General features: G+C 73.8%; 21 protein-coding genes and 1 riboswitch. Of the genes, 9 read left to right on the forward strand and 12 right to left on the reverse strand.

Annotated features, from left to right (window positions below; genetic code table 11):
* Window positions 1–47: 47 nt before the first annotated feature.
* Window positions 48–160: riboswitch (TPP riboswitch) on the forward strand.
* From thiO to pknB, 4 genes are all read left to right on the forward strand, one after another.
* A complete protein-coding gene (gene thiO / locus ACGF13_RS05950) occupies window positions 155–1,339 on the forward strand; it encodes a glycine oxidase ThiO (protein WP_392869362.1) in 1,185 nt (394 codons plus the stop codon). Its footprint overlaps the riboswitch before it by 6 nt.
* Complete coding sequence (gene thiS, locus ACGF13_RS05955; protein ID WP_392869364.1) at window positions 1,336–1,605, forward strand: sulfur carrier protein ThiS; 270 nt, start codon at window positions 1,336–1,338, stop codon at window positions 1,603–1,605. The genes thiO and thiS overlap by 4 nt, the downstream gene beginning before the upstream one ends.
* 3 nt (window positions 1,606–1,608) lie before the next feature.
* A complete protein-coding gene (locus tag ACGF13_RS05960) occupies window positions 1,609–2,406 on the forward strand; it encodes a thiazole synthase (protein WP_392869366.1) in 798 nt (265 codons plus the stop codon).
* A 129-nt stretch (window positions 2,407–2,535) separates the two neighbouring features.
* Window positions 2,536–4,317: a Stk1 family PASTA domain-containing Ser/Thr kinase gene (gene pknB / locus ACGF13_RS05965; protein WP_392870069.1), complete on the forward strand. Its 1,782-nt coding sequence runs from the start codon at window positions 2,536–2,538 to the stop codon at window positions 4,315–4,317.
* 13 nt (window positions 4,318–4,330) lie between these two features.
* Here the strand turns inward: pknB and ACGF13_RS05970 are convergent, their stop codons facing one another.
* On the reverse strand, window positions 4,331–4,960 hold the full coding sequence (locus tag ACGF13_RS05970; protein WP_392869368.1) for a sulfite oxidase-like oxidoreductase: 630 nt from the start codon (window positions 4,958–4,960) through the stop codon (window positions 4,331–4,333).
* Between the two features lie 223 nt (window positions 4,961–5,183).
* Here ACGF13_RS05970 and bfr point away from each other — a divergent pair, with 223 nt between their 5' ends.
* Window positions 5,184–5,663, forward strand: a complete 480-nt coding sequence (gene bfr, locus ACGF13_RS05975) for a bacterioferritin (protein WP_224281434.1) — start codon at window positions 5,184–5,186, stop codon at window positions 5,661–5,663.
* 18 nt (window positions 5,664–5,681) lie between these two features.
* On the opposite strand, the gene ACGF13_RS05980 is transcribed toward bfr, so the two are convergent.
* Together ACGF13_RS05980 and ACGF13_RS05985 are read right to left on the reverse strand one after the other, a co-directional pair.
* Window positions 5,682–5,972, reverse strand: a complete 291-nt coding sequence (locus tag ACGF13_RS05980) for a bacterioferritin-associated ferredoxin (protein ID WP_392869370.1) — start codon at window positions 5,970–5,972, stop codon at window positions 5,682–5,684.
* Window positions 5,973–6,132: 160 nt separating this feature from the next.
* Entirely contained in the window at window positions 6,133–7,482 is a 1,350-nt protein-coding gene (locus tag ACGF13_RS05985; RefSeq protein WP_392869372.1) for a class II 3-deoxy-7-phosphoheptulonate synthase, read from the reverse strand.
* A 302-nt stretch (window positions 7,483–7,784) separates the two neighbouring features.
* Between ACGF13_RS05985 and ACGF13_RS05990 the strand changes: the two genes are divergently transcribed.
* On the forward strand, window positions 7,785–9,722 hold the full coding sequence (locus tag ACGF13_RS05990; RefSeq protein ID WP_392869373.1) for an anthranilate synthase family protein: 1,938 nt from the start codon (window positions 7,785–7,787) through the stop codon (window positions 9,720–9,722).
* A gap of 75 nt (window positions 9,723–9,797) precedes the next feature.
* On the opposite strand, the gene ACGF13_RS05995 is transcribed toward ACGF13_RS05990, so the two are convergent.
* From ACGF13_RS05995 to ACGF13_RS06005, 3 genes are all read right to left on the reverse strand, one after another.
* Window positions 9,798–10,493 carry a response regulator gene (locus ACGF13_RS05995; RefSeq protein WP_392869375.1) on the reverse strand — a complete coding sequence of 232 codons (696 nt, stop codon included), beginning with the start codon at window positions 10,491–10,493 and terminating at the stop codon, window positions 9,798–9,800.
* Complete coding sequence (gene macS / locus ACGF13_RS06000) at window positions 10,490–11,716, reverse strand: MacS family sensor histidine kinase (protein ID WP_392869377.1); 1,227 nt, start codon at window positions 11,714–11,716, stop codon at window positions 10,490–10,492. Before macS ends, ACGF13_RS05995 begins: the two co-directional genes overlap by 4 nt.
* A gap of 64 nt (window positions 11,717–11,780) precedes the next feature.
* Window positions 11,781–12,593, reverse strand: a complete 813-nt coding sequence (locus tag ACGF13_RS06005; RefSeq protein ID WP_392869378.1) for a lysophospholipid acyltransferase family protein — start codon at window positions 12,591–12,593, stop codon at window positions 11,781–11,783.
* A 200-nt stretch (window positions 12,594–12,793) separates the two neighbouring features.
* On the opposite strand from ACGF13_RS06005, the gene ACGF13_RS06010 reads away from it, so the two are divergent.
* Both ACGF13_RS06010 and ACGF13_RS06015 read left to right on the forward strand, forming a co-directional pair.
* Window positions 12,794–13,588, forward strand: coding sequence for an alpha/beta hydrolase (locus ACGF13_RS06010; protein ID WP_392869380.1), 795 nt, complete (start codon window positions 12,794–12,796; stop codon window positions 13,586–13,588).
* A 10-nt stretch (window positions 13,589–13,598) separates the two neighbouring features.
* On the forward strand, window positions 13,599–14,360 hold the full coding sequence (locus ACGF13_RS06015) for a hypothetical protein (RefSeq protein WP_392869382.1): 762 nt from the start codon (window positions 13,599–13,601) through the stop codon (window positions 14,358–14,360).
* 57 nt (window positions 14,361–14,417) lie between these two features.
* Here ACGF13_RS06015 and ACGF13_RS06020 read toward each other — a convergent pair whose 3' ends face one another.
* The 5 genes from ACGF13_RS06020 to ACGF13_RS06040 form a co-directional block, all read right to left on the reverse strand.
* A complete protein-coding gene (locus ACGF13_RS06020) occupies window positions 14,418–15,245 on the reverse strand; it encodes an endonuclease/exonuclease/phosphatase family protein (protein ID WP_392869383.1) in 828 nt (275 codons plus the stop codon).
* A 164-nt stretch (window positions 15,246–15,409) separates the two neighbouring features.
* Complete coding sequence (locus ACGF13_RS06025) at window positions 15,410–16,354, reverse strand: ROK family glucokinase (RefSeq protein ID WP_392869385.1); 945 nt, start codon at window positions 16,352–16,354, stop codon at window positions 15,410–15,412.
* Between the two features lie 191 nt (window positions 16,355–16,545).
* Window positions 16,546–17,034: a DUF5304 family protein gene (locus ACGF13_RS06030; protein ID WP_392869387.1), complete on the reverse strand. Its 489-nt coding sequence runs from the start codon at window positions 17,032–17,034 to the stop codon at window positions 16,546–16,548.
* Window positions 17,035–17,182: 148 nt separating this feature from the next.
* The gene (locus ACGF13_RS06035) at window positions 17,183–18,355 is read right to left on the reverse strand and encodes an ArsA family ATPase (protein WP_392869389.1); all 1,173 of its coding nucleotides are present in this window, start codon (window positions 18,353–18,355) and stop codon (window positions 17,183–17,185) included.
* A gap of 25 nt (window positions 18,356–18,380) precedes the next feature.
* Entirely contained in the window at window positions 18,381–18,842 is a 462-nt protein-coding gene (locus tag ACGF13_RS06040) for an SRPBCC family protein (RefSeq protein WP_392869390.1), read from the reverse strand.
* 336 nt (window positions 18,843–19,178) lie between these two features.
* Between ACGF13_RS06040 and ACGF13_RS06045 the strand changes: the two genes are divergently transcribed.
* Entirely contained in the window at window positions 19,179–20,972 is a 1,794-nt protein-coding gene (locus ACGF13_RS06045; RefSeq protein ID WP_392869392.1) for an AMP-dependent synthetase/ligase, read from the forward strand.
* A 58-nt stretch (window positions 20,973–21,030) separates the two neighbouring features.
* Here ACGF13_RS06045 and ACGF13_RS06050 read toward each other — a convergent pair whose 3' ends face one another.
* Window positions 21,031–22,167, reverse strand: coding sequence for a glycosyltransferase family 4 protein (locus ACGF13_RS06050; RefSeq protein ID WP_392869394.1), 1,137 nt, complete (start codon window positions 22,165–22,167; stop codon window positions 21,031–21,033).
* Window positions 22,168–22,225: the final 58 nt, after the last annotated feature.

Below are 22,225 nucleotides of genomic sequence, written 5' to 3' on the forward strand. Positions count from 1 at the left end.
ACCCTGCGTACGGGCCTTCGGCCGGGCCGACCCCCGGCGTTAAGGTGGGGGCACCACACGGGAGCCCGGCGGACCGGGCTGAGAGGCGGGCTGACACGGCCTGCGACCGTCCGAACCTGATCCGGGTCATACCGGCGAAGGGAGAAGAGCAGCTTTGTCACGCTTGCCATCGCCCGCCCACGCCGACGTGCTGGTGATCGGCGGGGGCATCATCGGCCTCGCCGTCGCCTGGCGCGCCGCCCAGCGCGGCCTGCGGAACGTGACCGTGGTCGACCCCTCCCCCGGCGGCGGCGCGGCCCGGGTCGCGGCCGGCATGCTCGCCCCGGTCACCGAGCTGCAGTACGGCGAGGAGCCGCTGTTGCGCCTCGGCATGGCCTCGAACGAGCGGTACGCGGACTTCGCCGCCGAGCTCACCGAGGCCGGCGGCGGCCGGGACACCGGCTACCGCCGCTGCGGCACGCTCGCCGTCGCGCTGGACTCCGACGACCGCGCGGAACTGCGCGAACTGCACGCCTTCCACCAGCGGCTCGGCCTGGACTCCGGCTGGCTGACCGGCCGGGAGGCCCGCAAGCTGGAGCCGATGCTCGCCCCCGGGGTGCGCGGCGGCCTGCACGTGGCCGAGGACCACCAGGTGGACGGCCGCCGGCTGCTGGACGCCCTGGTCTTCGCCTGCGAAGGCGCCGGGGTCCTGTTCCACCGGGCCGAGGCCGTCGAGCTGCTGGTCGGGAACGGCCGGGCGACCGGCGCCCGCCTGAGCACCGGGGAGACGGTGAGCGCCGAGCAGGTCGTGCTCGCCGCCGGCCCGCACAGCCACCGGCTGCCCGGCCTGCCCGAGGGGGTGCTGCCCGCGATCCGCCCGGTGAAGGGGCAGGTGCTGCGGCTGCGCGTCCCGGACGCCTACCGTCCGTTCCTGTCCCGCAACGTCCGTGCCGTCGTCCGCGGCCGGCACCTGTACCTGGTGCCGCGCGAGAACGGCGAGCTGGTGGTCGGCGCGACCACCGAGGAGCAGGGCTACGACACCACCGTCACCGCCGGCGGGGTGTACGAACTCCTGCGCGACGCCCACGAGTTGGTCCCGGGGATCACCGAACTCCCGCTGCTGGAGACCTCAGCCGGGCTGCGCCCGGGATCACCGGACAACGCCCCACTGCTGGGCCCGACCTCGCTGCCCGGGCTGGTCGCCGCCACCGGCCACCACCGCAACGGCGTGCTGCTCACCCCGGTGACCGCCGACCTGGTCTCCGAGTACCTGGCCACCGGCGAAGTCCCCGAGCTCGCAAGGCCGTTCACGCCCCTGCGCTTCTCCCCCGACCGCTCCACGACGAAGGCCTCCGCATGACCGAGACCACCCGGACCGGGATCCCGCAGAACGGGACCGCCCCGACCGAGATCACCCCGACCGAGATCACCCTGACCGTCAACGGCGAGCCCCGCCGACTGCCCGCCGGGACCACCCTCGCCGAGGTGGTGGCCTCCGTCAGCGCCGCCAACACCGGCGTCGCCGCCGCGCTCAACGAGGCCGTGGTGCCGCGCGGTTCGTGGCCCGCGACGGCGCTGGACACCGGCGACCGGATCGAGATCCTCACCGCCGTCCAGGGAGGCTGAACCATGGCCGACGACCTTCTGACCATCGCCGGGACGTCCTTCTCCTCCCGGCTGATCATGGGCACCGGCGGCGCCCCCAGCCTGGAGGTCCTGGAGCGCGCGCTGCTCGCCTCCGGCACCGAGCTGACCACCGTCGCGATGCGCCGGCTCGACGCCGGCACCCAGGGCTCCGTCCTGGACGTGCTGACCCGCAACGGCATCCGGGTGCTGCCCAACACGGCCGGCTGCTTCACCGCCGGCGAGGCCGTGCTGACCGCGCGACTGGCCCGCGAGGCGCTCGGCACCGACTGGGTCAAGCTGGAGGTGATCGCCGACGAGCGCACCCTGCTGCCCGACCCGATCGAGCTGCTGGACGCCGCCGAGACGCTCGTCGACGACGGCTTCACCGTCCTGCCGTACACCAATGACGACCCGGTGCTGGCGCGCAAGCTGGAGGACGTCGGCTGCGCGGCCATCATGCCGCTGGGCTCGCCGATCGGTTCGGGCCTGGGCATCCGCAACCCGCACAACTTCCAGCTGATCGTGGAGGGCGCCGGCGTCCCGGTGATCCTGGACGCGGGCGCCGGCACCGCCTCCGACGTGGCGCTGGCGATGGAGCTGGGCTGCGCCGCGGTGATGCTCGCCTCCGCGGTGACCAGGGCTCAGGACCCGGTACTGATGGCCGAGGCGATGCGGCACGCCGCCGAGGCGGGCCGGCTCGCCCACCGGGCCGGCCGCATCCCGCGCCGCTTCCACGCCGAGGCCTCCTCCGCGATGGCCGGCCGGGCCGACCTGGACACCCGCGAGCACCCCGCGTTCTGAGCGTCCGGCGCGCCCACGGCACCGGCCCCCGCGGCGCGAAGCCGTGTCACAAGCAGGGCACAGCCGGGCCCGGAGACGGTGTCCTCCGGGCCCGGCTTCGCCCGGCGGCACTAGACTCACCGGGTGGACATGGCACTGCACGACCCCCTGATCGGCAGCCTGCTCGACAACCGGTACCGGGTCGAGCAGCGCATCGCGACCGGCGGGATGTCCACCGTCTACCGGGGCACCGACACCCGCCTGGACCGGGTGGTCGCGCTCAAGGTGATGCACCCCTCGCTGGCCGGGGACGAGGGCTTCACCGCCCGCTTCATCCGCGAGGCCAAGGCGGTCGCCAAGCTCACCCACCCCAACGTGGTCAACGTCTTCGACCAGGGCGCGGACGGCGGCCACGTCTTCCTCGCCATGGAGTACGTGCCCGGCCGCACCCTGCGCGACCTGCTGCGCGACCGCGGGGCGCTGTCCGTCCGGGCCGCGCTGGACGTGCTGGAGCCGGTGCTGGCCGCGCTCGGCGCCGCCCACCGGGCCGGGCTGGTCCACCGCGACGTCAAGCCCGAGAACGTGCTGATCACCGAGGGCGGCCTGGTCAAGGTCGCCGACTTCGGTCTGGTCCGGGTGCTCGGCACCGCCGACGGCGCGCCCACCTCGACCACCACCGCCACCGGCGGCACCGTCCTGGGCACCGTCTCCTACCTGGCTCCCGAGCAGATCCTCCCGGACGCCCCCACCGACCAGCGGGTGGACGTCTACGCGGCCGGCATCCTGCTGTACGAGATGCTCACCGGCCACCGCCCGCACACCGGCGACAACCCCGTCCAGGTCATGTACAAGCACCTGCACGAGGACGTCCCGGCCCCCTCGCTGGTCGCCCCCGCCGTGGGCCCCGAGCTGGACGCGATCGTGGCCGGCGCCTGCTCCCGGTCCGCCGACGCCCGTCCGTACGACGCGGTCGAGCTGCTCGCCGCCGTCCAGCGGGTCCGCCGCACCCTCGCCCCGGCCGAGCTGGACGCCGAACCGCCGGCCTCCACCCGGCCCAGCCCGCGCTACCCGACCAGCGAGCCGACCTCGGTGATCCAGCCGCTGCCGCGGCCCGCCGACGAGCCGCCGACGGAGCGCACCAGCGTGCTGGACATGCCGCCGGAGCTGATGGACGAGCTGCTCGCCGAGCCGCGCCCGTACGACGAGCCGACCCCGGTGCACCGGCGCCGGCCGGGGCGGCCGCGCCGCCGTCTGCCCCGCAGGCCGCTGATCTGGACGGCCGCGGCGGTCGCCCTGGCACTGGCGATCGGCGGCGCCACCTACGGGATCTCCGAGGGGCTGTACGGTTCGGTGCCGGGCGTGCTCGGCACGGACCGGGCCGAGGCGCAGCGGGTCCTGGACAGGGAGGGCCTGCACGGGAAGTTCGTCGAGGTGTTCAGCGAGTCCGTCCCGTCCGGGCAGGTGATCTCCACCGACCCCGGGGTGGGCGCGCGCACCCGCAAGAGCGACAGCGTCACCGTCACCCTGTCCAAGGGCCCCAAGCGGATCGCGGTGCCGGACCTCGCCGGGAGGAGCGCCGCCGACGCCGCCTCGGCGCTGACCGGCGCCCAGCTGACCAGGGGCACCGTGACCGAGACCTACGACGACACGGTGCCCGAGGGCTCGGTGATCAGCAGCTCGCCGGCGGCCGGGCAGCTGCTGCAGGAGAACTCCGCGGTCTCGCTGGTGGTCAGCAAGGGCATGGTGCCGGTCCCGAACGTCACCGGGATGAGCAAGGACGAGGCGCAGAAGGCGCTCCAGGCGGCGGGCTTCACCATGCAGACCAGCGGCTGGGACGTGTTCGGCGCGGTCACGTCGTCCGGCCAGAGCCCGGCCGCGGGCGAGCGGCGCCCGCAGCGCAGCACGGTGACGGTCAAGTTCTCGCTGTTCTGAGAACCGGACGGGGTCAGCGCAGCGGCCCGTCGCCGGGCTCCTCCTGGTAGGAGTAGCGCTGCTCCCGCCAGGGGTCGGCGAGGTTGTGGTAGCCGCGCTCCTCCCAGAAGCCGCGCCGGTCGGCCCGCATGTACTCCACCGCGCGCACCCACTTGGGGCCCTTCCAGGCGTACAGCCGGGGCACCACCAGCCGGACCGGGAAGCCGTGTTCGGCGGTGAGCGCCTCGCCGTTGCGGTGGGTGGCGAGCAGGGTGTCCGGGTCGGCGAAGTCGGCCAGCCGCAGGTTGGCGCTGTAGCCGTACTCGGCCCAGACCATGACGTGGGTGACGCCGGGAGCGGGCGGCACCAGGTCGAGCACGGCGGCGGCCGACACGCCCGTCCACTCGTTGCCGAGCACCGAGAACTTGGTCACGCAGTGCAGGTCCCCGACGACGGTGGTGCGCGGCAGGGCGTTGAAGGCGTCGAAGTCCCAGCTGTGCTTCTCCGCCGAGGCGGTGGCTCCGAACACCTGGAGGTCCCAGGTCAGCGGCTTGAAGCGGGGCACCGGCCCGTAGTGCAGGGCGGGCCAGCCGCGCTGCGCGCGCTGTCCCGGGGGGAGCCTGGGGTCAGACGGCGGAAGCGGTTCGTGTTTCGACTGACCCATGGATCCATGGTGACAGACGGCGGGCAGGCCTCGGCGCGCGCCCCTTCGCGCTGATTCGCGCCCCCGCCCGTACGGACCGGCGGTCGCCCGCCCACCAGCACGTTTCGGCATGAATCGGATATTCCGACACATGTCCTAGTGAGTGTGAACTTACTGGAATTTCCTCCCAAAGCGGTGCCAGGATGCGCAGCACACCGGCAGCACGAGCGCAGGAGGCATCACCATGCAGGGCGATCCCGAGGTCATCGAGTTCCTCAACGAGCAGCTCACCGCCGAGCTGACCGCGATCAACCAGTACTTCCTGCACGCCAAGATGCAGGAGAACTTCGGCTGGACGAAGCTCGCCAAGTACACCCGGCACGAGTCCTTCGACGAGATGAAGCACGCCGAGACGCTCACCGACCGGATCCTGTTCCTGGAGGGGCTGCCCAACTACCAGCGGCTGTTCCACGTCCGGATCGGCCAGACGGTCAAGGAGATGTTCGAGGCGGACCGCCAGATCGAGGTCGAGGCGATCGACCGGCTCAAGCGCGGGATCGTGGTGATGCGGGCCAAGAACGACGTCACCTCGGCGAACATCTTCGAGGACATCCTGGCCGACGAGGAGCACCACATCGACTACCTGGACACCCAGCTGGAGCTGCTGGAGAAGCTCGGCGAGGCGCTCTACATCGCCCAGGTCATCGAGCAGCCGGAGTCCTGAGGGCGCACGGCCCCGGGCTCAGGCCGCCCGCAGCGGGACCACCGGGGCGATCCCCGGGGCCGGCGCCGGCACGGTCGGCCCCGCCGCCGGGACCTCCGGGTCCGCGAGGCCGAGCTTCGCGGCCAGCCGGGCGGTCGGGCAGGGGCGGGCGCCGTGCTCGCCGAGCAGCGCCTGGATGCGGCGCACGCAGGACCCGCAGTCGGTGCCGGCCCGGCAGCCCTTCGCGATCTGGCGCGGGGTGCCGGCACCGCCGTCGATCGCCTTCTTCACCTGGTCCTCGGTGACCGCATGGCACATGCACACGTACATCGCGGTGTCTCCTGGGGGTGAAGCGGAGTGGATCTTGACTAAGGTCTGCCTTAGTTCACTGAGGCTTACCTTACCCGGCGAAACCGGTACGAAAAAGCCCCTCCGGGCTCGGGAACACCGAATCCGGAGGGGCCTTCGTCACATCGGACGGACGCCGGGCCTACTGGCCGCGGTACATCTCCGCCACCAGGAACGCCAGGTCCAGCGACTGGCTGCGGTTGAGGCGCGGGTCGCAGGCCGTCTCGTAGCGCTGGTGCAGGTCGTCCACCATGACCTCGTCGCCGCCGCCGACGCACTCGGTGACGTCGTCGCCGGTCAGCTCCACGTGGATGCCGCCCGGGTGGGTGCCGAGCGCGCGGTGCACCTCGAAGAAGCCCTTGACCTCGTCCAGGACGTCGTCGAAGCGGCGGGTCTTGTGCCCGCTGGAGGCCTCGAAGGTGTTGCCGTGCATCGGGTCGCAGATCCACACCGGCTTGGCGCCGGAGGCGGTGACCTTCTCCACCAGGGTGGGCAGGTGGTCGCGGATCTTGCCCGCGCCCATCCGGGTGATGAAGGTCAGGCGGCCGGGCTCGCGCTCCGGGTCCAGCTTCTCGATCAGGGCGAGCGCGTCGTCCACCGAGGTGGTCGGGCCGAGCTTGACGCCGATCGGGTTGCGGATCTTGGAGGCGAACTCGATGTGCGCGTGGTCCAGCTGCCGGGTGCGCTCGCCGATCCACACCATGTGGCCGGAGACGTCGTACAGCTCGCCGGTGCGCGAGTCCACGCGGGTCAGCGCGGTCTCGTAGTCGAGGACCAGCGCCTCGTGCGAGGAGAAGAACTCGACCGCCTTGAACTCCTCCGGCACCACGCCACAGGCGCTCATGAACGCCAGGGCGTTGTCGATCTCCCGGGCGAGCTGCTCGTAGCGCTGGCCGGCCGGCGAGTTGCGGACGAAGTCCTGGTTCCAGGCGTGCACCTGGCGCAGGTCCGCGTAACCACCGGTGGTGAACGCGCGCACCAGGTTGAGCGTCGCGGCGGACGCGTTGTACATCCGCTTCAGGCGCTCCGGGTCCGGGATGCGGGACTCGGGGGTGAACTCGAAGCCGTTCACCGAATCGCCGCGGTAGACCGGCAGGGTCACACCGTCGCGGGTCTCGGTCGACTTGGAGCGCGGCTTGGAGTACTGGCCGGCGATGCGGCCGACCTTCACCACCGGCACCGAGGCCGCGTACGTCAGCACGGCGGCCATCTGCAGCAGGGTCTTCAGCTTGTTGCGGATGTGCTCCGCCGAGACACCGTCGAAGGCCTCGGCGCAGTCACCGCCCTGGAGGAGGAAGGCCTCCCCGCGCGCCACGGCTCCGAGCCGGGCGCGCAGCTGGTCGCACTCGCCGGCGAAGACGAGCGGCGGATACGAGGCGAGCTCGGCAAGGGTCTTGCGCAGAGCCTCTTGGTCCGGCCATTCAGGCTGCTGCGCCGCGGGCAGGGACTGCCAGGAGTGGGCAGCCCTCGAAGTGTCAGTCGTAGCGGTCACACCGCAAGGCTACGTGGTGACAGGAGTGACTTGTGACTATTGCCCGAAGGATGAGACACATCTCGGACAAACGCGTGATCCCCCTCACCCGTCCTGGCGTATCCGCTAGTCTCGAACCATGCACGCGCCCCACACCCACTCCTGGTGGTGGGCCTCCCCCAAGGGTGGCCCACAGACGACGCGTTCCTAGACGAACACGACGGCCGCCCCTCGGGGCGGCCGTCGGCGTCTGAGCAGACGGCCCTCCGGGAGCGGACCTTGCACCGCCTCTCAGCCAGTCCACCCGGAAGGATGCCGTTCCCGTGACCACCGCCGTCGACCTGCTCTCCCGCCTCACCGGCCCCGACGCCCCCGCGTTCGCCCTGCTGCACCGCCGCACCCCCCGGCTCAGCCCGGACACCGTCGAGGTGCTGATCGGCACCGTCGACAGCTACGAGCGCCTCGCCGACCTGCCCGTACGCAGCGGCGCGCCGACCGGCGGCGGCCCGGTGCACGACCTGCTGGCGCTCGTCCCGTACCGCCAGATCCGCGAGCGCGGCTTCGAGGCGCACGACGACGGCACCCCGCTGCAGGCCCTCTCGGTGACCGAGCAGCACACCCTCCCGTTGGCCGAATTCACCCACGCCCTGCCGAACTTGCCGGTCTCACTTGCCGGTGGCGGGTTCGACGTGGACGACGACGCGTACGCGTCGATCGTCCGCCGGGTGATCCGCGACGAGATCGGCAACGGCGAGGGCGCCAACTTCGTGATCCGGCGCGACTTCCACGCGACGCTGGAGGACTTCGGGCCCGAGCTCGCGCTGACGCTCTTCCGCCGGCTGCTGGAGCAGGAGCGCGGCGCGTACTGGACCTTCCTGGTGCACACCGGCGGTCGGGTGCTGGTCGGCGCGTCCCCCGAGGTGCACGTCCGGCAGAGCGGCGGCACCGTCGTGATGAACCCGATCTCCGGCACCTACCGCTATCCCACCGGCGGCTCCGACCTCGACTCGCTGCTCCGCTTCCTGCACGACCCCAAGGAGCTGGAGGAGCTCACCATGGTCGTGGACGAGGAGCTCAAGATGATGTGCACGGTCGGCGACCTCGGCGGCCAGGTGCTCGGGCCCCGGCTCAAGGAGATGGCCCACCTCGCCCACACCGAGTACGAGCTGCGCGGGCGCACCTCGATGGACGTCCGCGAGGTGCTCCGCGAGACGATGTTCGCCGCGACCGTCACGGGCAGCCCGGTCGAGAACGCCACCCGCGTGATCAGGCGCTACGAGCCCACCGGGCGCGGCTACTACTCCGGCGCGCTCGCCCTGATCGGCCGCTCCGCCAGCGGCGGGCAGCTGCTGGACTCGCCGATCTGCATCCGCACCGCCGACATCGACCCGGCCACCGGCCGGCTGGTCGTCCGGGTCGGCGCCACCCTGGTCCGCCACTCCGTCCCGGAGTCCGAGGTCGCCGAGACCCACGCCAAGGCCGCCGGGGTGCTCACCGCGATCGGCGCCCGGCCCGCGCCCGCCCGGCTCCCCCACCCGGTCGGGCCCCGGCTCGCCGACGACCACCGGGTGCAGGCCGCCCTGGACGCCCGCCGGGCCGACCTCGCGCCGTTCTGGCTGCGGATGCAGCAGCCGGCCGAGATCACCGAGGCCGAGCCGACCCTGGTCGTGGACGGCGAGGACACCTTCACCTCGATGCTCTCCCACCTGCTCGGCTCGCTCGGCCACCGGGTGACCGTGGCCCGGTACGACGAGCCGGGGCTGCGCGAGCGGGTCGCCGCGCACCGGGGCGCGCTGGTGCTCGGCCCCGGCCCGGGCGACCCGGCGCTCGCGGACGACCCCAAGATGGCGGTGCTGCGGCCGATCGTCGCGGACGCGCTGGCCGCCGTCCGCTCCGGCGCCCGCACCGCGCCGCTGCTCGCGGTCTGCCTGAGCCACCAGCTGCTGGCCGCCGAGCTCGGGCTCGCGCTGGGCCGCAAGGCCGTCCCGTACCAGGGGGCGCAGGAGCGCATCGACCTGTTCGGCAGCAAGCGCACGGTCGGCTTCTACAACACCTTCACCGCGCGCTGCTCGGAGGCCGACGCGGCGCGGCTCGCCGCGGAGGGCGTCGAGGTCTCCCGGGACGCCCTCACCGGCGACGTGCACGCGCTGCGCGGGCACGGCTTCGCGGGGCTGCAGTTCCACCCGGAGTCGGTGCTCACCCGCGACGGGGTCGACATCGTGGCGGGCCTGCTGCGCGAGGCGACGGCCGCGCTGCGCTGAGCCGACGGGCGTGGCCGGGGGCGGATCCCCCGGCCACGCCCGGGCCAGGCGCCCCGGCCACCCTTCGGCCGGTCCTCAGATCTCGTCGTCCAGGCCCTGCTCGATGGCGTACCGGACCAGCTCCACCCGGTTGTGCAGCTGCAGCTTCCCGAGCGTGTTCTGCACGTGGTTCTGCACCGTCCGGTGCGACAGCACCAGCCGGTCGGCGATCTGCCGGTAGGACAGCCCCTTGGCCACCAGCCGCAGCACCTCCGTCTCCCGGGCGGTCAGCTGCGGGGCGGCCGGCGCCGAGGCCGGGGCCGGCTCGGCCGCCAGCCGGCGGAACTCGCCGAGCACCAGGCCGGCCAGGCCCGGGGTGAACACCGCGTCGCCGACGGCCGTACGGCGCACCGCGTCCAGCAGTTCCTCCCGCCCGGCCGACTTCACCAGGTAGCCGGTCGCGCCGGACTTCACCGCCTCCAGCACGTCCTGGTGCTCGCCGCTGGCCGACAGCACCAGCACCCGGACCGCCGGGTCGTGCGCGACCACCTGGCGGCACACCTCGGCGCCGGGCAGGCCGGGCAGGTTGAGGTCCAGCACGACCACCTGCGGCGTGCAGGCGCGGGCGCGGCGGACGGCCTCCTCGCCGTCGCCCGCGGTGGCCACCACGTCCAGCCCGGCCTCGGCGAGGTCGCGCGAGACGGCGTCCCGCCACATCGGGTGGTCGTCCACCACCATCACCCGCACCGGCCGGTCGGCGGTCGGCTGATCGGTCATCGGCTGGTCGGTCATCGGGTGGCCTTCCTCGGGACGCGCAGTTCGACCTCGACGCCCTCCCCGGGCGCCGAGTACAGCTCGGCCGTGCCGCCGAGGTCCAGCAGCCGGCCGCGGATGGACTGGGAGACGCCGAGCCGGCCGGCCCGCTCCGCCTCGCCGAGCCGGCCGGGGGCGTACCCGGGGCCGTCGTCCCGGATGCCGACCGTGACGGCCTGCGGCTCGTCCTCGACCAGGATCCAGGCCCGGGCCCGCTCCCCCGCGTGCTTGCGCACGTTGTCGACGGCGGCGCCGACCGCCGCCGCGAGCTCGCCCGCCGCCCGGCCGGGCAGCAGCACCGGGGTGCCGGGGGCGGAGAGGGTGATCCGCTCGTCCGCGTACGGGCGCAGCAGCGCGGTGAGGTCGCACGGCGCGTCCGGGTCCGCCGGCCCGGCGGCGTCGGCCAGCGGCGAGCGCTGGGCCGGCAGCGGACCGCCCGTCATCAGGGCCCGCAGCGCGCGCTCCTGTTCGCCTGCCAGCCGGCCGAGCTCGGCGAAGCCCGCGCCGGGGCCCGGTCCGCCGCCCGGTTCCGTGGCGCGGCGCTGGACCAGGGCGAGCACCTGGAGCACGCCGTCGTGGATGTCCCGGGACAGCCGCTCGCGCTCCCGGGTGGCCGCCTCGACCTGGAGCGCCCGGGTGAGGGTGGCCTCGCTGGCCCGGGCCAGCTCGATCACGTAGCCGATCGCGCAGCCGGCCACCATCAGCAGCACGATGTTGTGGATGTTGTCGCCGGTCGGACCGCCGTGGCCGAGGATGTTGGCGACGCCGATCACCGAGCCCGAGGCCGCCGCCGGGCGCCAGCCGCCCTTCGCGGCGAAGCCGAGCACCGTGCCGGCCGCCCAGATGGTCGGCAGGGTGGGCGCGCCGTGGCTGATCCTGGCCGGGGAGTCGGTCATCCCGCTCATCACGATGCCGGTGACGGCGAGGGTGAGGTCGGTGCCCAGGACGTACCAGGTGCAGCGCTGCGGGTTGCCGAAGGCCCGGGTGCTGGCCAGGGTCCACAGGGTCAGCGCGCCGAGGAAGATCCAGCCGGCCACCGGGTGCAGGAAGTGCAGGTACGAGTTGAAGTACCGCAGCAGCGCGTAGCACAGGGCCAGCACCCGGAAGTAGGAGATCGCCCGCCACAGCGGGAGTTCGACGGACATGCCGCCGGCCGCCACCGTGCCGCCGACCGCGCCGGCTCTGCCGCCGTCGTCCGTCATCCGCCCCCGCCCCTCCCCTGGGACCGTCCGGGTGGCACCGCGGCCACCCGGACGCCTGCTCCGGCTACTCCGACTTCTCCGAGCCGCCCGCCTCGGCGGCCTTCTCGGCCTTCTCCGCCTTCTCGGCCTCGGCGGCCTCCGCCTTCTCCGCCTTGGCGGCGGCCCGGCGCTCGGCGTCGGCCTTCTTCTTCTCCTCGGAGATCTGCCGCTTGGCGGCGGTCGCGTAGATGTCCACGTACTCCTGGCCGGACAGCCGCATGATCTCGTACATCACCTCGTCCGTCACCGAACGGAGGATGAAGCGGTCGTTCTCCATGCCGTGGTAGCGGGAGAAGTCCAGCGGGCGGCCAATCCGGATGCCGGGACGGATACCGAAGTTGGGGACGACCTGGCCGGGCGGCTGCACCTTCTCGGTGTCGATCATGGCGACCGGGATCACCGGGGCGCCGGTGGCCAGCGCGACGCGGGCCAGACCGCCGACCTTGCCGCGGTACAGCTTGCCGTCGGGCGAACGGGTGCCCTCCGGGTAGACGCCGAACAGCTCGCCGCGGTCCAGCACGGCGATGGCGCTGCGGATCGCGGCCTCACCGGCGCCGCGCACGCCCGAGCGGTCCACCGGCAGCTGGCCGACGCCCTTGAAGAACGCGGCGGTCAGCCGGCCCTTGAGGCCCGGGGTGTTGAAGTACTCGGCCTTCGCGATGAAGGTGACCCGACGCCTGATCAGCGCGGGGAAGAAGAACGAGTCCGAGAAGGACAGGTGGTTGCTCGCGATGATCGCCGCACCCTCGGCGGGGATGTTCTCCTCGCCCTCGATCCAGGGCCGGAAGAAGATCCGAAGCAATGGCGCGACGATCATCTTCATCAGTCGGTAGAACAACCCGGGCCTCCTGTTATGCGGACCGGTCGATCCTAATGCCCCGCGGCCGTCCGCCGCGCCCGGCCCCGCCGGAGGGCCGGTGCCCGGGCCCGCCCGTAGGGGGTGTACGACCCGGCGCGGCGCGTGGGACGATGCGGTTCCGCAGCACCTCCCCTCCAGCGTCCCTCCCCCAGCGCCACCCGCCCGCGAAGGAGTCCGCCATGCCGTTGCTGCCCGGTGCCGAGCCGTACCGCCACCGTGGCGGACCGGTGGGAGTGCTGCTCTGCCACGGCTTCACCGGGTCGCCGCAGTCGCTGCGGCCGTGGGCCGAGGAGCTGGCGGCGGCCGGCCACACCGTCTCGCTGCCGCTGCTGCCCGGGCACGGGACCCGCTGGCAGGACATGCAGGTCACCCGCTGGGAGGACTGGTACGCGGAGGTCGAGCGCGAGCTGCTGGCGCTCGCCGAGGAGTGCGAGCAGGTCTTCGTCTGCGCGCTGTCGATGGGCGGCGGGCTGGCGCTGCGGCTCGCGGCGCTGCACGGGCCGACCGTCTCCGGCCTGGTGCTGGTCAACCCGTCGGTGCGCTCGGACACCCCCGCGAGTGTGCTGCTGCCGGTGCTGCGCCACCTGGTCCCCAGCCTGCCCGGGGTCGCGGGCGACATCGCCCGGGCGGGCGCGGCCGAGGTCGGCTACGACCGCACCCCGCTGCACGCCGCCTGGTCGCTGAGCCGGCTGTGGCGGGAGGTCCAGGGGCTGCTGCCGGAGGTGACCCAGCCGGTGCTGCTCTTCCACAGCCCGCAGGACCACGTCGTCTCGCCGGCCAACTCCGAACTGGTACTGGCCCGGATATCCTCGACGGACGTGGCGGAGCGGCTGTGCCAGCGCAGCTTCCACGTCGCGACGCTGGACCACGACGCGGCGGAAATATTCGCGGCCAGCCAGGACTTCATCCGACGGCTGGCTCCCGCGCACGCGGCGGGCGTCATCCGGGTTGAATCCGACGACCACCATGGCTGAAGGGCCGGAAGTGCACGAGAGCAGCACGGCGGGCGGCGGGGACGAGACTCCCCGCGAGGACGGCGCGACCAAGGACGGCGGGACGAACGCCGCTGCCCCGGGCGGTGTGCCGGCGGACCGTAGCGGAGCGGACGGCGGCTCCCCGACGCCCCCGCCCGTCCGGGACGCCGTCAAGGACGCCACCGAGGGCTCCGCGCAGGACGCCACCGAGCCCCCCGCGACCCCCGCCGAGCGCCGTCCGCGCCGCGCGCCCGAGCGCAGCCAGGCCGAGCAGGACGAGATCTTCGCCGCGCTGGTCGCCCAGTTCGACGACCCGGTCGACCTCAACAACCCGAACTGGCCCGAGATCGAGAACCTCCGGGCGCAGAACGAGCTCAAGGGCGGCTACCAGGACGGCGGCCGCGGCGACCAGGACGACCTCTCCGACCTCGCCCCCAAGCCCCGCCCCCGCTCCGGCCGGCCGGTGATGCCGGCGGGCGGCGCGGGTCCTCGGGACTTCGAGCTGGCCGAGGAGACCGACGAGGGCCACTTCGTCCCGCCGGAGCCCCCGCCGCTGCCGACCGCCGACGTGACGGCCAAGTTCGCCTGGCTGGCGGTGCTCGGCGGCCCTGCCCTGCTGCTGGTCGACGCGGTGGTCTGGCGGGAGATCTCCGGCTGGCCCGCCTGGGTCGGGATCACCGCCTTCCTCGGCGGCTTCGTCACCCTGGTCGCGCGGATGAAGGACCGGGACGAGGACGAGCCGGAGGACCCGGACCACGGCGCGGTCGTCTAGGGCCTGTCTCTTGGATCCTTGCCGCGCCCTGATCCGACAAAATCCAAGAGACAGGCCCTAACCGTTCAACGGGACGATCGGCAGTTCGAGGACGGCGAGCACCGGCAGGTGGTCGGTCGCGGCCCGCAGGTCCGCCTCGGTGACGCCGGGCAGCCCGTGCGGCACCCCGCAGCCGAGGACGGTGATCCCGGGCGTGGCGAAGACGGCGTCGATTCGCTGGTAGGGGCGCTCCGGTACAGAGGTGAACTCGCCTCCCCAGGGCGCGGTCGGGTACCCGTCCTGGAGCCGGGAGGCCAGCAGCCGCCAGCCCGGCCCGTCCGGGTGCTCGTTGAAGTCCCCTGCCACGACGCCGAGTTCGGCGATGCCGAGCTGGTCGAGCAGCAGCTCGAACTGCCCGTGGCGCTCCTCCTGGTCCAGGCTGAGGTGGCAGCTGGTGACGGTGAACGGCGCCGTGCCGGGCAGTCGCAGCAGCGCGCCGGCGAAGCCCCTGGCGTGCAGGCCGCGGGTCTTGGGCAGCAGCCGGTCGTGCACCTCCAGCAGTTTCACCGCGCCGGGCCGGGCGAGCAGCAGCGGACCGGCGGCGGTGCGGCCGCCGCCGGCCAGCACGGCCGTCCCGGTGCTCCGGGCCAGCCAGGCGGCCTGGCCCTCGGGCCGCCAGTAGCGCGGGGCCTCCTGGACGCAGACCAGGTCCGGCTCGCAGGCCCTGATCACCCGGGCCAGCGCCCGCCGGTCGTCGCGCAGCGAGCGGATGTTGTAGCTGAGCAGACGCAGCCGGCCCGGGCCGGGCGGCGGCAGCGGTGCGGGCCTCGCGGCGGCCTCGGCCGCGGGGGCGTCCGCGCTCGGGCCGGCGTTCTCGGTCGAGGCGTTCGTGGTCGCGGCGCTCATGGTCCTCCCCTGGGCGGTCACCGGATCGATCCGACCGTACGCGGCCGGGCCGGGACGTGCGACGGCGGCGGTGCGTCCGGGATCGGTCGGGGCCCGGTCGCACCGCCGCCGGCGGGCTCGAGGAGTTCTCCCCCGCGGCCGAAGGCGCAAGGGGGAGGCTGCGGTTACGGGACGCGGGCGAGGTCCGCCGCGCCGACGATGCCGGCGGCGGAGCCCATCGAGGCCAGCACGACCTCGGCGCGCGGGCGGTGCACCCCGCCGGTCAGGTAGTGCTCGAAGGCCTTGGCGACCGGGTCGAGCAGCAGCCGGCCGGAGTCGGAGACGCCGCCGCCGAGCACGAAGACGCCCGGGTCGAACAGCGCGGCGAGGTCGGCCATGCCGCGGCCCAGCCAGTCGGCCAGCTCGGCGTAGCACTCCAGGGCGAGCGGGTCGCCCTCCTCGGCGGCCTGGGTGATGTGGATGCCGCGGATGGTCTCGGCCACGCCGTCGTTGAGCTCCAGCATCCGGTGGCCGCGCTGCGGGTCGGCGGCCGTCTTCTCCCGGCCGTAGCGGCGCAGCGCGCGCCCGGAGCCGTACTGCTCCCAGCAGCCCTTGCCGCCGCAGCCGCAGAGCAGGCCGTCGGGGACCATGTTGAGGTGGCCGATCTCGCCGGCCACGCCGAAGCGGCCGCGGTGCAGCCGGCTGTCCAGGACGATGCCGCCGCCGATGCCGGTGCCGACGGTGATCAGCACCATGTCGCGGTGGTCGGCGGCCGCGCCGAAGCGGAACTCGGCCCAGGCCGCGCAGTTGGCGTCGTTCTCGACGACGGTGGACAGGCCGGTGAGCTCCTCGATCCGCCCGCGCAGCGGCTCGTTCTCCCAGTCGATGTTGGGGGCGAAGATCACCGTGGAACGGTTGCTGTCGACGAAGCCGGGGGCTCCGACACCCACCGCCGTGACGTCGGGGTGCTCCTCCTTGAGCTCGCGCACCGCCTGCGCGATGGCGTCGACCGCCCACTGCGGATCGGCCGGGGTGGGCACCCTCGTCCGGGCCAGGATCGCGCCCGCGTCGTCGACCACGCCTGCCGCGATCTTGGTCCCGCCGACATCGACGCCGATGGTCAGAGCCATGTGTCCCTCAGCTATTCACTCGTTCCGCTGGACGGAACGCTACCGCCCAACCCGGCCCCCGTATACAGCCTCGCATACATTATCCGAAGACAATCTTGGGGAAACCGGGCCGCGAAGCTTCAAAAGTCGTATCTAATCTCCTCCTTCGTGACGTATGAGAGCAGCGCGATCACCCTCCGAAAGTTACGGTTTCACTGCTTGGCGGACGGCCCGTCAGCCTCGTCAAAGCCGGCGCCACGGCCGGCACCACGGTCCGCGCCGGGGGCGGCGTCGGAGTCGGCGTCGAGGTCGATCTTCTCGGTCGGCGCGCCCGGCCCGGCGGTCCAGCGGCTCTCGTGCCCGGCCACGGCGGCGCGGTAGGCGGCCAGCAGTTCGGAGCCCGCGGCGGCGAGCCCGGTGCCGGCGGCGGCGAGGTGGGAGTAGACCTCCGGCTGCTGGGTGCGCAGCCGGTCGGCCAGCCCGGAGAGGGTGATCAGGGTGGTGGCGCTCGCCTCCTGGGCCTTCTCGCCGAGCGCCCCGGCGAACCGGCGCACCTCGTCCACCAGCGGGCCCAGCTCCGGCCCGAACGGGTTCCCCTGGCCGCCGTGCCCGCCGTCCTGTCCGTCGCCGGGCTCGGTGCGGTCGTCGTCGGGCTCGGTGCGGTCGTCGCCGGGCTCGGTGCGGTCGTCGGTGCTGGTCATCGCGGGCGCCTCCTCAGCCGTGGCCGCACCCCGCGGCCCTCCGGCCCGACGCTACCCGACCGGCCGGGCGGCCCGAAAAGCCGCCGAACGCCCGCCGGACGCCCGCCGAGGGCCGCGTCGAACGCCCGCCCCCCCGGCCGAGCCCCCGTCAGCCCCGGGGCCAGAGCGCCGGGTCGGGCGCGAACCGCACCGAGAGCACTCCCTCCTGCAGCCCCGCCCCGGCCACCGTGCAGCGGCGCAGCGCGGACGGCAGGGTGAGCACCCGGCGGTGGGTACCGAGTCCGACCACCAGTTCGTCGCCCCGACGGACCAGGTCCAGCTCGGAGCGGTCGGCGCCGGGCAGGTCGAGGTGCCAGACCAGCAGGCCCTCCTCGGCGAGCCGGTCCTCGACCGGCCAGGGCTCGGGCGCGAGCCGCTCGGGCCCGTCCGCGTCCCCGTAGAGCCGGTCGGCGACGTCCTCCAGGGTGGCCTCGGCCAGGCCGGTGACCAGCACCGGGGCGTCGGTCTCGGCGGCGAGCCCGGTCAGCTCCTCCTGCCGGCGGCGGGCCAGGGCGGCCAGCCAGGGGTCGGGTGAGGCGGCGGCGGCCTCGGGCAGCGCGCCGTGCACCACCACGGCGTCCGGCCGGTGCCCGTGCAGCGCGAGCCCGGCCCTGATCCGGCGCAGCTCCCGGTACGGGTGGCCGTCGGCCGGGACGACCAGCCGGACGCTGGTGCCGGGGTCGGTGATCGCGGCACGGGACTCGGCGAGGGCCGCGGCGGCCTTGGTGCGCCCCTCGTACAGCCAGTCGGCGGGCATCGGGACGCCGGCCAGCCCGGCCAGCAGCGGGCGCAGGGCCCGGGCGGCCTGGCGCTGCTCGGGGACGAGCCGGTCGAGGTAGCGGGCGAGTTGCTCGGGCAGGGCGAGGGTGGCGATCAGTTCGGCGGGCGGCGGGGCGAGCACCACCAGGACGTCCTGGTCGGCGGCGGGCAGGGCGCGCAGCAGGGCGAGCCGGGCGATGCCGGGGAGGGCGGTGAGCTCCTCGGGGTCGAGCTGTTCGGCGCCGAGCAGGTCGAGGGCGGGCTTGAGCCGGCCGGTGAGCTCGCCGACGGCGTAGCGGAAGGCGGCCTGCTCGTCGATCCGGGAGACGGTCAGGCCCGGGGCGTACAGCAGCGGTTCGGGCTCCAGCCGGGTGCCGAGGGCGGAGTCCAGGGCGCGGTGCGGATCGTCGGCGGCCAGCAGCCAGGTGCGGTGGCCGCGCCGGGCGGCGTGCAGTGCGGTGGCGGCGGCCACCGTGGGCGCGCCGGCGTCGCCGCTGACCAGGATGGTGCGTGTCGCCGTCATGCCGTCCTCCCCCCGTTCGGTGGTGTCAGCTCTGGGCGGGCTTCTTGCCGTCGGTGTCCTCGACGCGCTTCTTCAGGCCGGCCAGGGCGCGGTCGATGATGACCTTCTCGGCCTTGCGCTTGATCATGCCGAGCATCGGGATCTTGACGTCCACGGCGAGCTGGTAGGTCACCTCGGTGCGGCCGCCGGCCAGCGGGGCGAGGGTGTAGGAGCCGTCCAGCGAGCGGAGCATCTGGCTGCGGACGAGGGTCCAGGAGACCTCGCGGTCGCCGTCCCAGGTGTAGGCGAGGACGTGCTCGTCGCGGATGGCGCCGGCGTCGAGCAGCAGCCGGACCTCGGCGGCGCGGCCGTCCTCACCGGTCTTCAGGACCTCGATCTCCTTGACCTCGCCGGTCCAGGCCGGGTAGGCGGCGAAGTCGGCGATCACGGCCATGACCGTGGCCGGGGTCGCGTCGATGGTGATGCTCGACCTGGTGTGCTCCGCCATGGAATGGCCCTCCGCCTCGTCCCTCTGCCTGCCGGTCCGGCCGGGGCGCGCTCGGCCCGGTCCGCCCGGAGCAGGCTATCGCGACCGGTGCGCGGCCCGGCGGCGCGGGCCTCGCTCCGCGGGCGGCCGTGGCACGGGCGGGCGCCTTGCGGGCGGTCATGTTACCGGTGGGTCGGGCCGCGCTGCCGTAGGGTGCCATTCGAACGACCCGGTCACGGCCTGGTCGGACCCGGCCGGGTGTGACACTTCGAACACCGGGGCCGACCCCTCTGGTCGAAGCTGCCTACCGGGCAGTAACGTCCTGCCGTCCCGCAGCGTCGCGAACGAGGAGCAGTCTTGCTCGACTTCAGCCTTCCGGCCCTCTACCAGGTACCGAGCGGCGGCAACCTCGCCGACCCGGTGCACCGGAACGCCGAGGAGCACCCGGACGTCGCCGTGCTCAGCCGCAAGGTGGACGGCCACTGGCAGGAGTTGACGTCGGTCCAGTTCCTGGCCGAGGTGCACGCCGCCGCGAAGGGCCTGATCGCCGCGGGCGTCCGGCCGGGCGACCGGGTGGGCATCATGTCCCGCACCCGGTACGAGTGGACGCTGCTGGACTTCGCGATCTGGACGGCCGGCGCGGTCACCGTGCCGGTGTACGAGACCTCCTCCCCCGAGCAGGTCGAGTGGATCCTCGGCGACTCGGGTGCCGTCGCCGTGATCACCGAGACCGCCCAGCACGTCGCGGTGGTCGGCGAGGTCCGCGACCGGCTGCCGGAGCTGAAGCACACCTGGCAGATCGAGGGCGGGGCACTCGCCGCGCTGGCCGCCGCCGGGCAGGACGTCCCGGACGCGACGGTCCACGAGCGCCGCCGGATCGCCGGCCCCGACGACGTCGCCACCATCGTCTACACCTCGGGCACCACCGGCCGCCCGAAGGGCTGTCAGCTGACGCACGGCAACTTCCTGGCCGAGTGCGGCAACGTCGTCGAGCGCCTGACCCCGCTGTTCCGCACCGGCGAGAGCTCCGTCCTGCTCTTCCTGCCGCTGGCCCACGTGCTCGCCCGGATCGCCGAGATCGCCCCGGCGATGGCCCCGATCAAGCTCGGCCACGTCTCCGACATCCGGGACGTCACCGCCGAGCTGGCCGCCTTCAGGCCGACCCTGATCCTGGGCGTGCCCAGAGTGTTCGAGAAGGTCTACAACACCGCCCGCGCCAAGGCCCAGGCCGACGGCAAGGGCAAGATCTTCGACAAGGCCGCCGACACCGCGATCGCCTACAGCCGGGCGCTGGACGCCGGCGGCGCCGGTCTGGTCCTGCGGCTCAAGCACGCGGTCTTCGACAAGCTGGTCTACAGCAAGCTGCGCGCCGCCCTCGGCGGCCGGGCCACCCACGCCATCTCCGGCGGCGCCCCGCTCGGCGAGCGCCTGGGCCACTTCTACCGCGGCATCGGCTTCACCGTCCTGGAGGGCTACGGCCTGACGGAGACCTGCGCGGCCACCGCCTTCAACCCGTGGGACAGGCCGAAGATCGGTACGGTCGGCCAGCCGGTGCCCGGCTCCTCCGTCCGGATCGCCGAGGACGGCGAGGTCCTCCTCAAGGGCCCGCACGTCTCCACCGGCTACTGGAACAACCCGCAGGCCACCGCCGACGCCTTCAAGGACGGCTGGTTCTCCACCGGCGACCTCGGCTCGCTGGACTCCGACGGCTACCTGACCATCACCGGCCGCAAGAAGGAGATCATCGTCACGGCCGGCGGCAAGAACGTCGCCCCGGCCGTGATCGAGGACCGGATCCGCGGCCACGCCCTGGTCGGCGAGGTCATGGTGGTCGGCGACCGCAAGCCGTTCGTCGCCTGCCTGATCACCGTCGACCCGGACTTCTTCCCGAAGTGGAAGGAGCTCAACGGCAAGCCCGCCGGCGCCACCGTCGCCGACCTCGCCGAGGACCCGGACCTGCTGGCCGCCCTCCAGGCCGCGGTGGACGACGGCAACGCGGCCGTGTCGCACGCCGAGGCGGTCAAGAAGTTCCGCCTGCTGGACACCGAGTTCTCCGAGGAGAGCGGCCACCTGACGCCCTCGCTGAAGCTCAAGCGCAACGCCGTGCTGAAGGACTTCGCGGCCGACGTCGAGGCGCTCTACCGGAAGTAGCCGCCGGCGCCGTACGGGCCCCGCCTCTCCAGGAAGGAGGCGGGGCCCGTACGCGTCGTCACCCGGCCAGCAGCGAGGTCAGCCGCCCGGCCAGCAGGTCCCAGCGCCAGGAGCGCTCCACCCAGCGCCGCCCGGCCTCGCCCATCCGCCGCCGCAGCTCCTCGTCGCGCAGCAGCCGCACGATCCGCTCGGCCGCCGCCGAGGCCGAGCCGCCGGGCACCACGTACCCGGTCTCGCCTTCCAGTACCGCGTCCGGCGCCCCTCCGGAGTCCCCCGCGACCACCGGCAGGCCGGTCGCCGACGCCTCCAGGTAGACGATGCCCAGGCCCTCGACGTCCAGGCCCCCGCGCCGGGTCCGGCAGGGCATCGCGAAGACGTCCCCGGCACCGTAGTGGGCCGGCAGCTCCTCCCACGGCACCGAGCCGGTGAACCGCACCGAGTCCCGTACGCCGGTGGCGTCCGCGAGCTTCTCCAGGTCCGCCCGGTACGGGCCGCCGCCGACGATCAGCAGCACCGCGTCCGGCACGTCGGCGAGGATCTGCGGCATCGCCTCGATCAGGGTGTCCTGGCCCTTGCGCGGCACCAGCCGGGAGACGCAGACCACCACCGGCCGGTCCGCCAGCCCTAGCCGGCGGCGCACCTCGGCGCCCCCGGAGTCCGGGTGGAAGGTCGTCTCGTCCACGCCCGGCGGCAGCTGGACCATCCGGGCCGCGGCCTGCGGCCCGACCGCGGCGGCGATCCTGGAGCGGGTGTACTCGCCCAGGTACGTCAGCACGTCGGTGCCCGCGCCGATCCGCCGCAGCAGCTGCCGGGAGACCGGCAGCTGGGCCCAGGCGGCCTCGTGCCCGTGGGTCATGCCGAGCAGCCGGCCGGCCCCGGCCCGGCGCAGCGTGGGCGCCATCAGCCCGAGCGGGGCGGCGGCACCGAACCAGACCGAGTCGCACTTCTCCGCCCGCAGGATCTCGGCGGCCCGCCGGGTGACCCGCGGTGTGGGAACCATCACCTTCGTCCGGTCCCGGATCACCGGGAACGGCTGCTCCGCGTCGAAGCGGGCCACCTCGCTGCCGTCCCGCCAGGTAGAGGCGTAGACCACCACGCTGCCTGCGGGCTGACGGACGGCCATGTTGTGCACGAACGCCTGGATGCCGCCGGGGCGGGGCGGGAAGTCATTGGTGACGATCAAGGTTCTGTGCATCAGGCCACGGCTCGTTCGGTCGGGGGGTGCGCGGTGTACCGCTGGGTGATCCGTACGA

Origin of the sequence: Kitasatospora sp. NPDC048286, assembly GCF_043201735.1 — a bacterium.
GTDB lineage: Bacteria > Actinomycetota > Actinomycetes > Streptomycetales > Streptomycetaceae > Kitasatospora.

What these genes read in the sequence shown, in the direction of transcription:
- macS (WP_392869377.1), bottom strand. Translation starts at nt 11,716, where the DNA reads ATGACGGACGACGGCGGCAGAGCCGGCGCGGTCGGCGGCACGGTGGCG.
- ACGF13_RS06020 (WP_392869383.1), bottom strand. Translation starts at nt 15,245, where the DNA reads ATGAGCGCCGCGACCACGAACGCCTCGACCGAGAACGCCGGCCCGAGC.
- ACGF13_RS06050 (WP_392869394.1), bottom strand. Translation starts at nt 22,167, where the DNA reads ATGCACAGAACCTTGATCGTCACCAATGACTTCCCGCCCCGCCCCGGC.
- ACGF13_RS06025 (WP_392869385.1), bottom strand. Translation starts at nt 16,354, where the DNA reads ATGGCTCTGACCATCGGCGTCGATGTCGGCGGGACCAAGATCGCGGCA.
- ACGF13_RS06040 (WP_392869390.1), bottom strand. Translation starts at nt 18,842, where the DNA reads ATGGCGGAGCACACCAGGTCGAGCATCACCATCGACGCGACCCCGGCC.
- ACGF13_RS05960 (WP_392869366.1), top strand. Translation starts at nt 1,609, where the DNA reads ATGGCCGACGACCTTCTGACCATCGCCGGGACGTCCTTCTCCTCCCGG.
- ACGF13_RS06035 (WP_392869389.1), bottom strand. Translation starts at nt 18,355, where the DNA reads ATGACGGCGACACGCACCATCCTGGTCAGCGGCGACGCCGGCGCGCCC.
- thiS (WP_392869364.1), top strand. Translation starts at nt 1,336, where the DNA reads ATGACCGAGACCACCCGGACCGGGATCCCGCAGAACGGGACCGCCCCG.
- ACGF13_RS05970 (WP_392869368.1), bottom strand. Translation starts at nt 4,960, where the DNA reads ATGGGTCAGTCGAAACACGAACCGCTTCCGCCGTCTGACCCCAGGCTC.
- ACGF13_RS05995 (WP_392869375.1), bottom strand. Translation starts at nt 10,493, where the DNA reads ATGACCGACCAGCCGATGACCGATCAGCCGACCGCCGACCGGCCGGTG.
- ACGF13_RS05980 (WP_392869370.1), bottom strand. Translation starts at nt 5,972, where the DNA reads ATGTACGTGTGCATGTGCCATGCGGTCACCGAGGACCAGGTGAAGAAG.
- ACGF13_RS06010 (WP_392869380.1), top strand. Translation starts at nt 12,794, where the DNA reads ATGCCGTTGCTGCCCGGTGCCGAGCCGTACCGCCACCGTGGCGGACCG.
- bfr (WP_224281434.1), top strand. Translation starts at nt 5,184, where the DNA reads ATGCAGGGCGATCCCGAGGTCATCGAGTTCCTCAACGAGCAGCTCACC.
- ACGF13_RS06030 (WP_392869387.1), bottom strand. Translation starts at nt 17,034, where the DNA reads ATGACCAGCACCGACGACCGCACCGAGCCCGGCGACGACCGCACCGAG.
- pknB (WP_392870069.1), top strand. Translation starts at nt 2,536, where the DNA reads ATGGCACTGCACGACCCCCTGATCGGCAGCCTGCTCGACAACCGGTAC.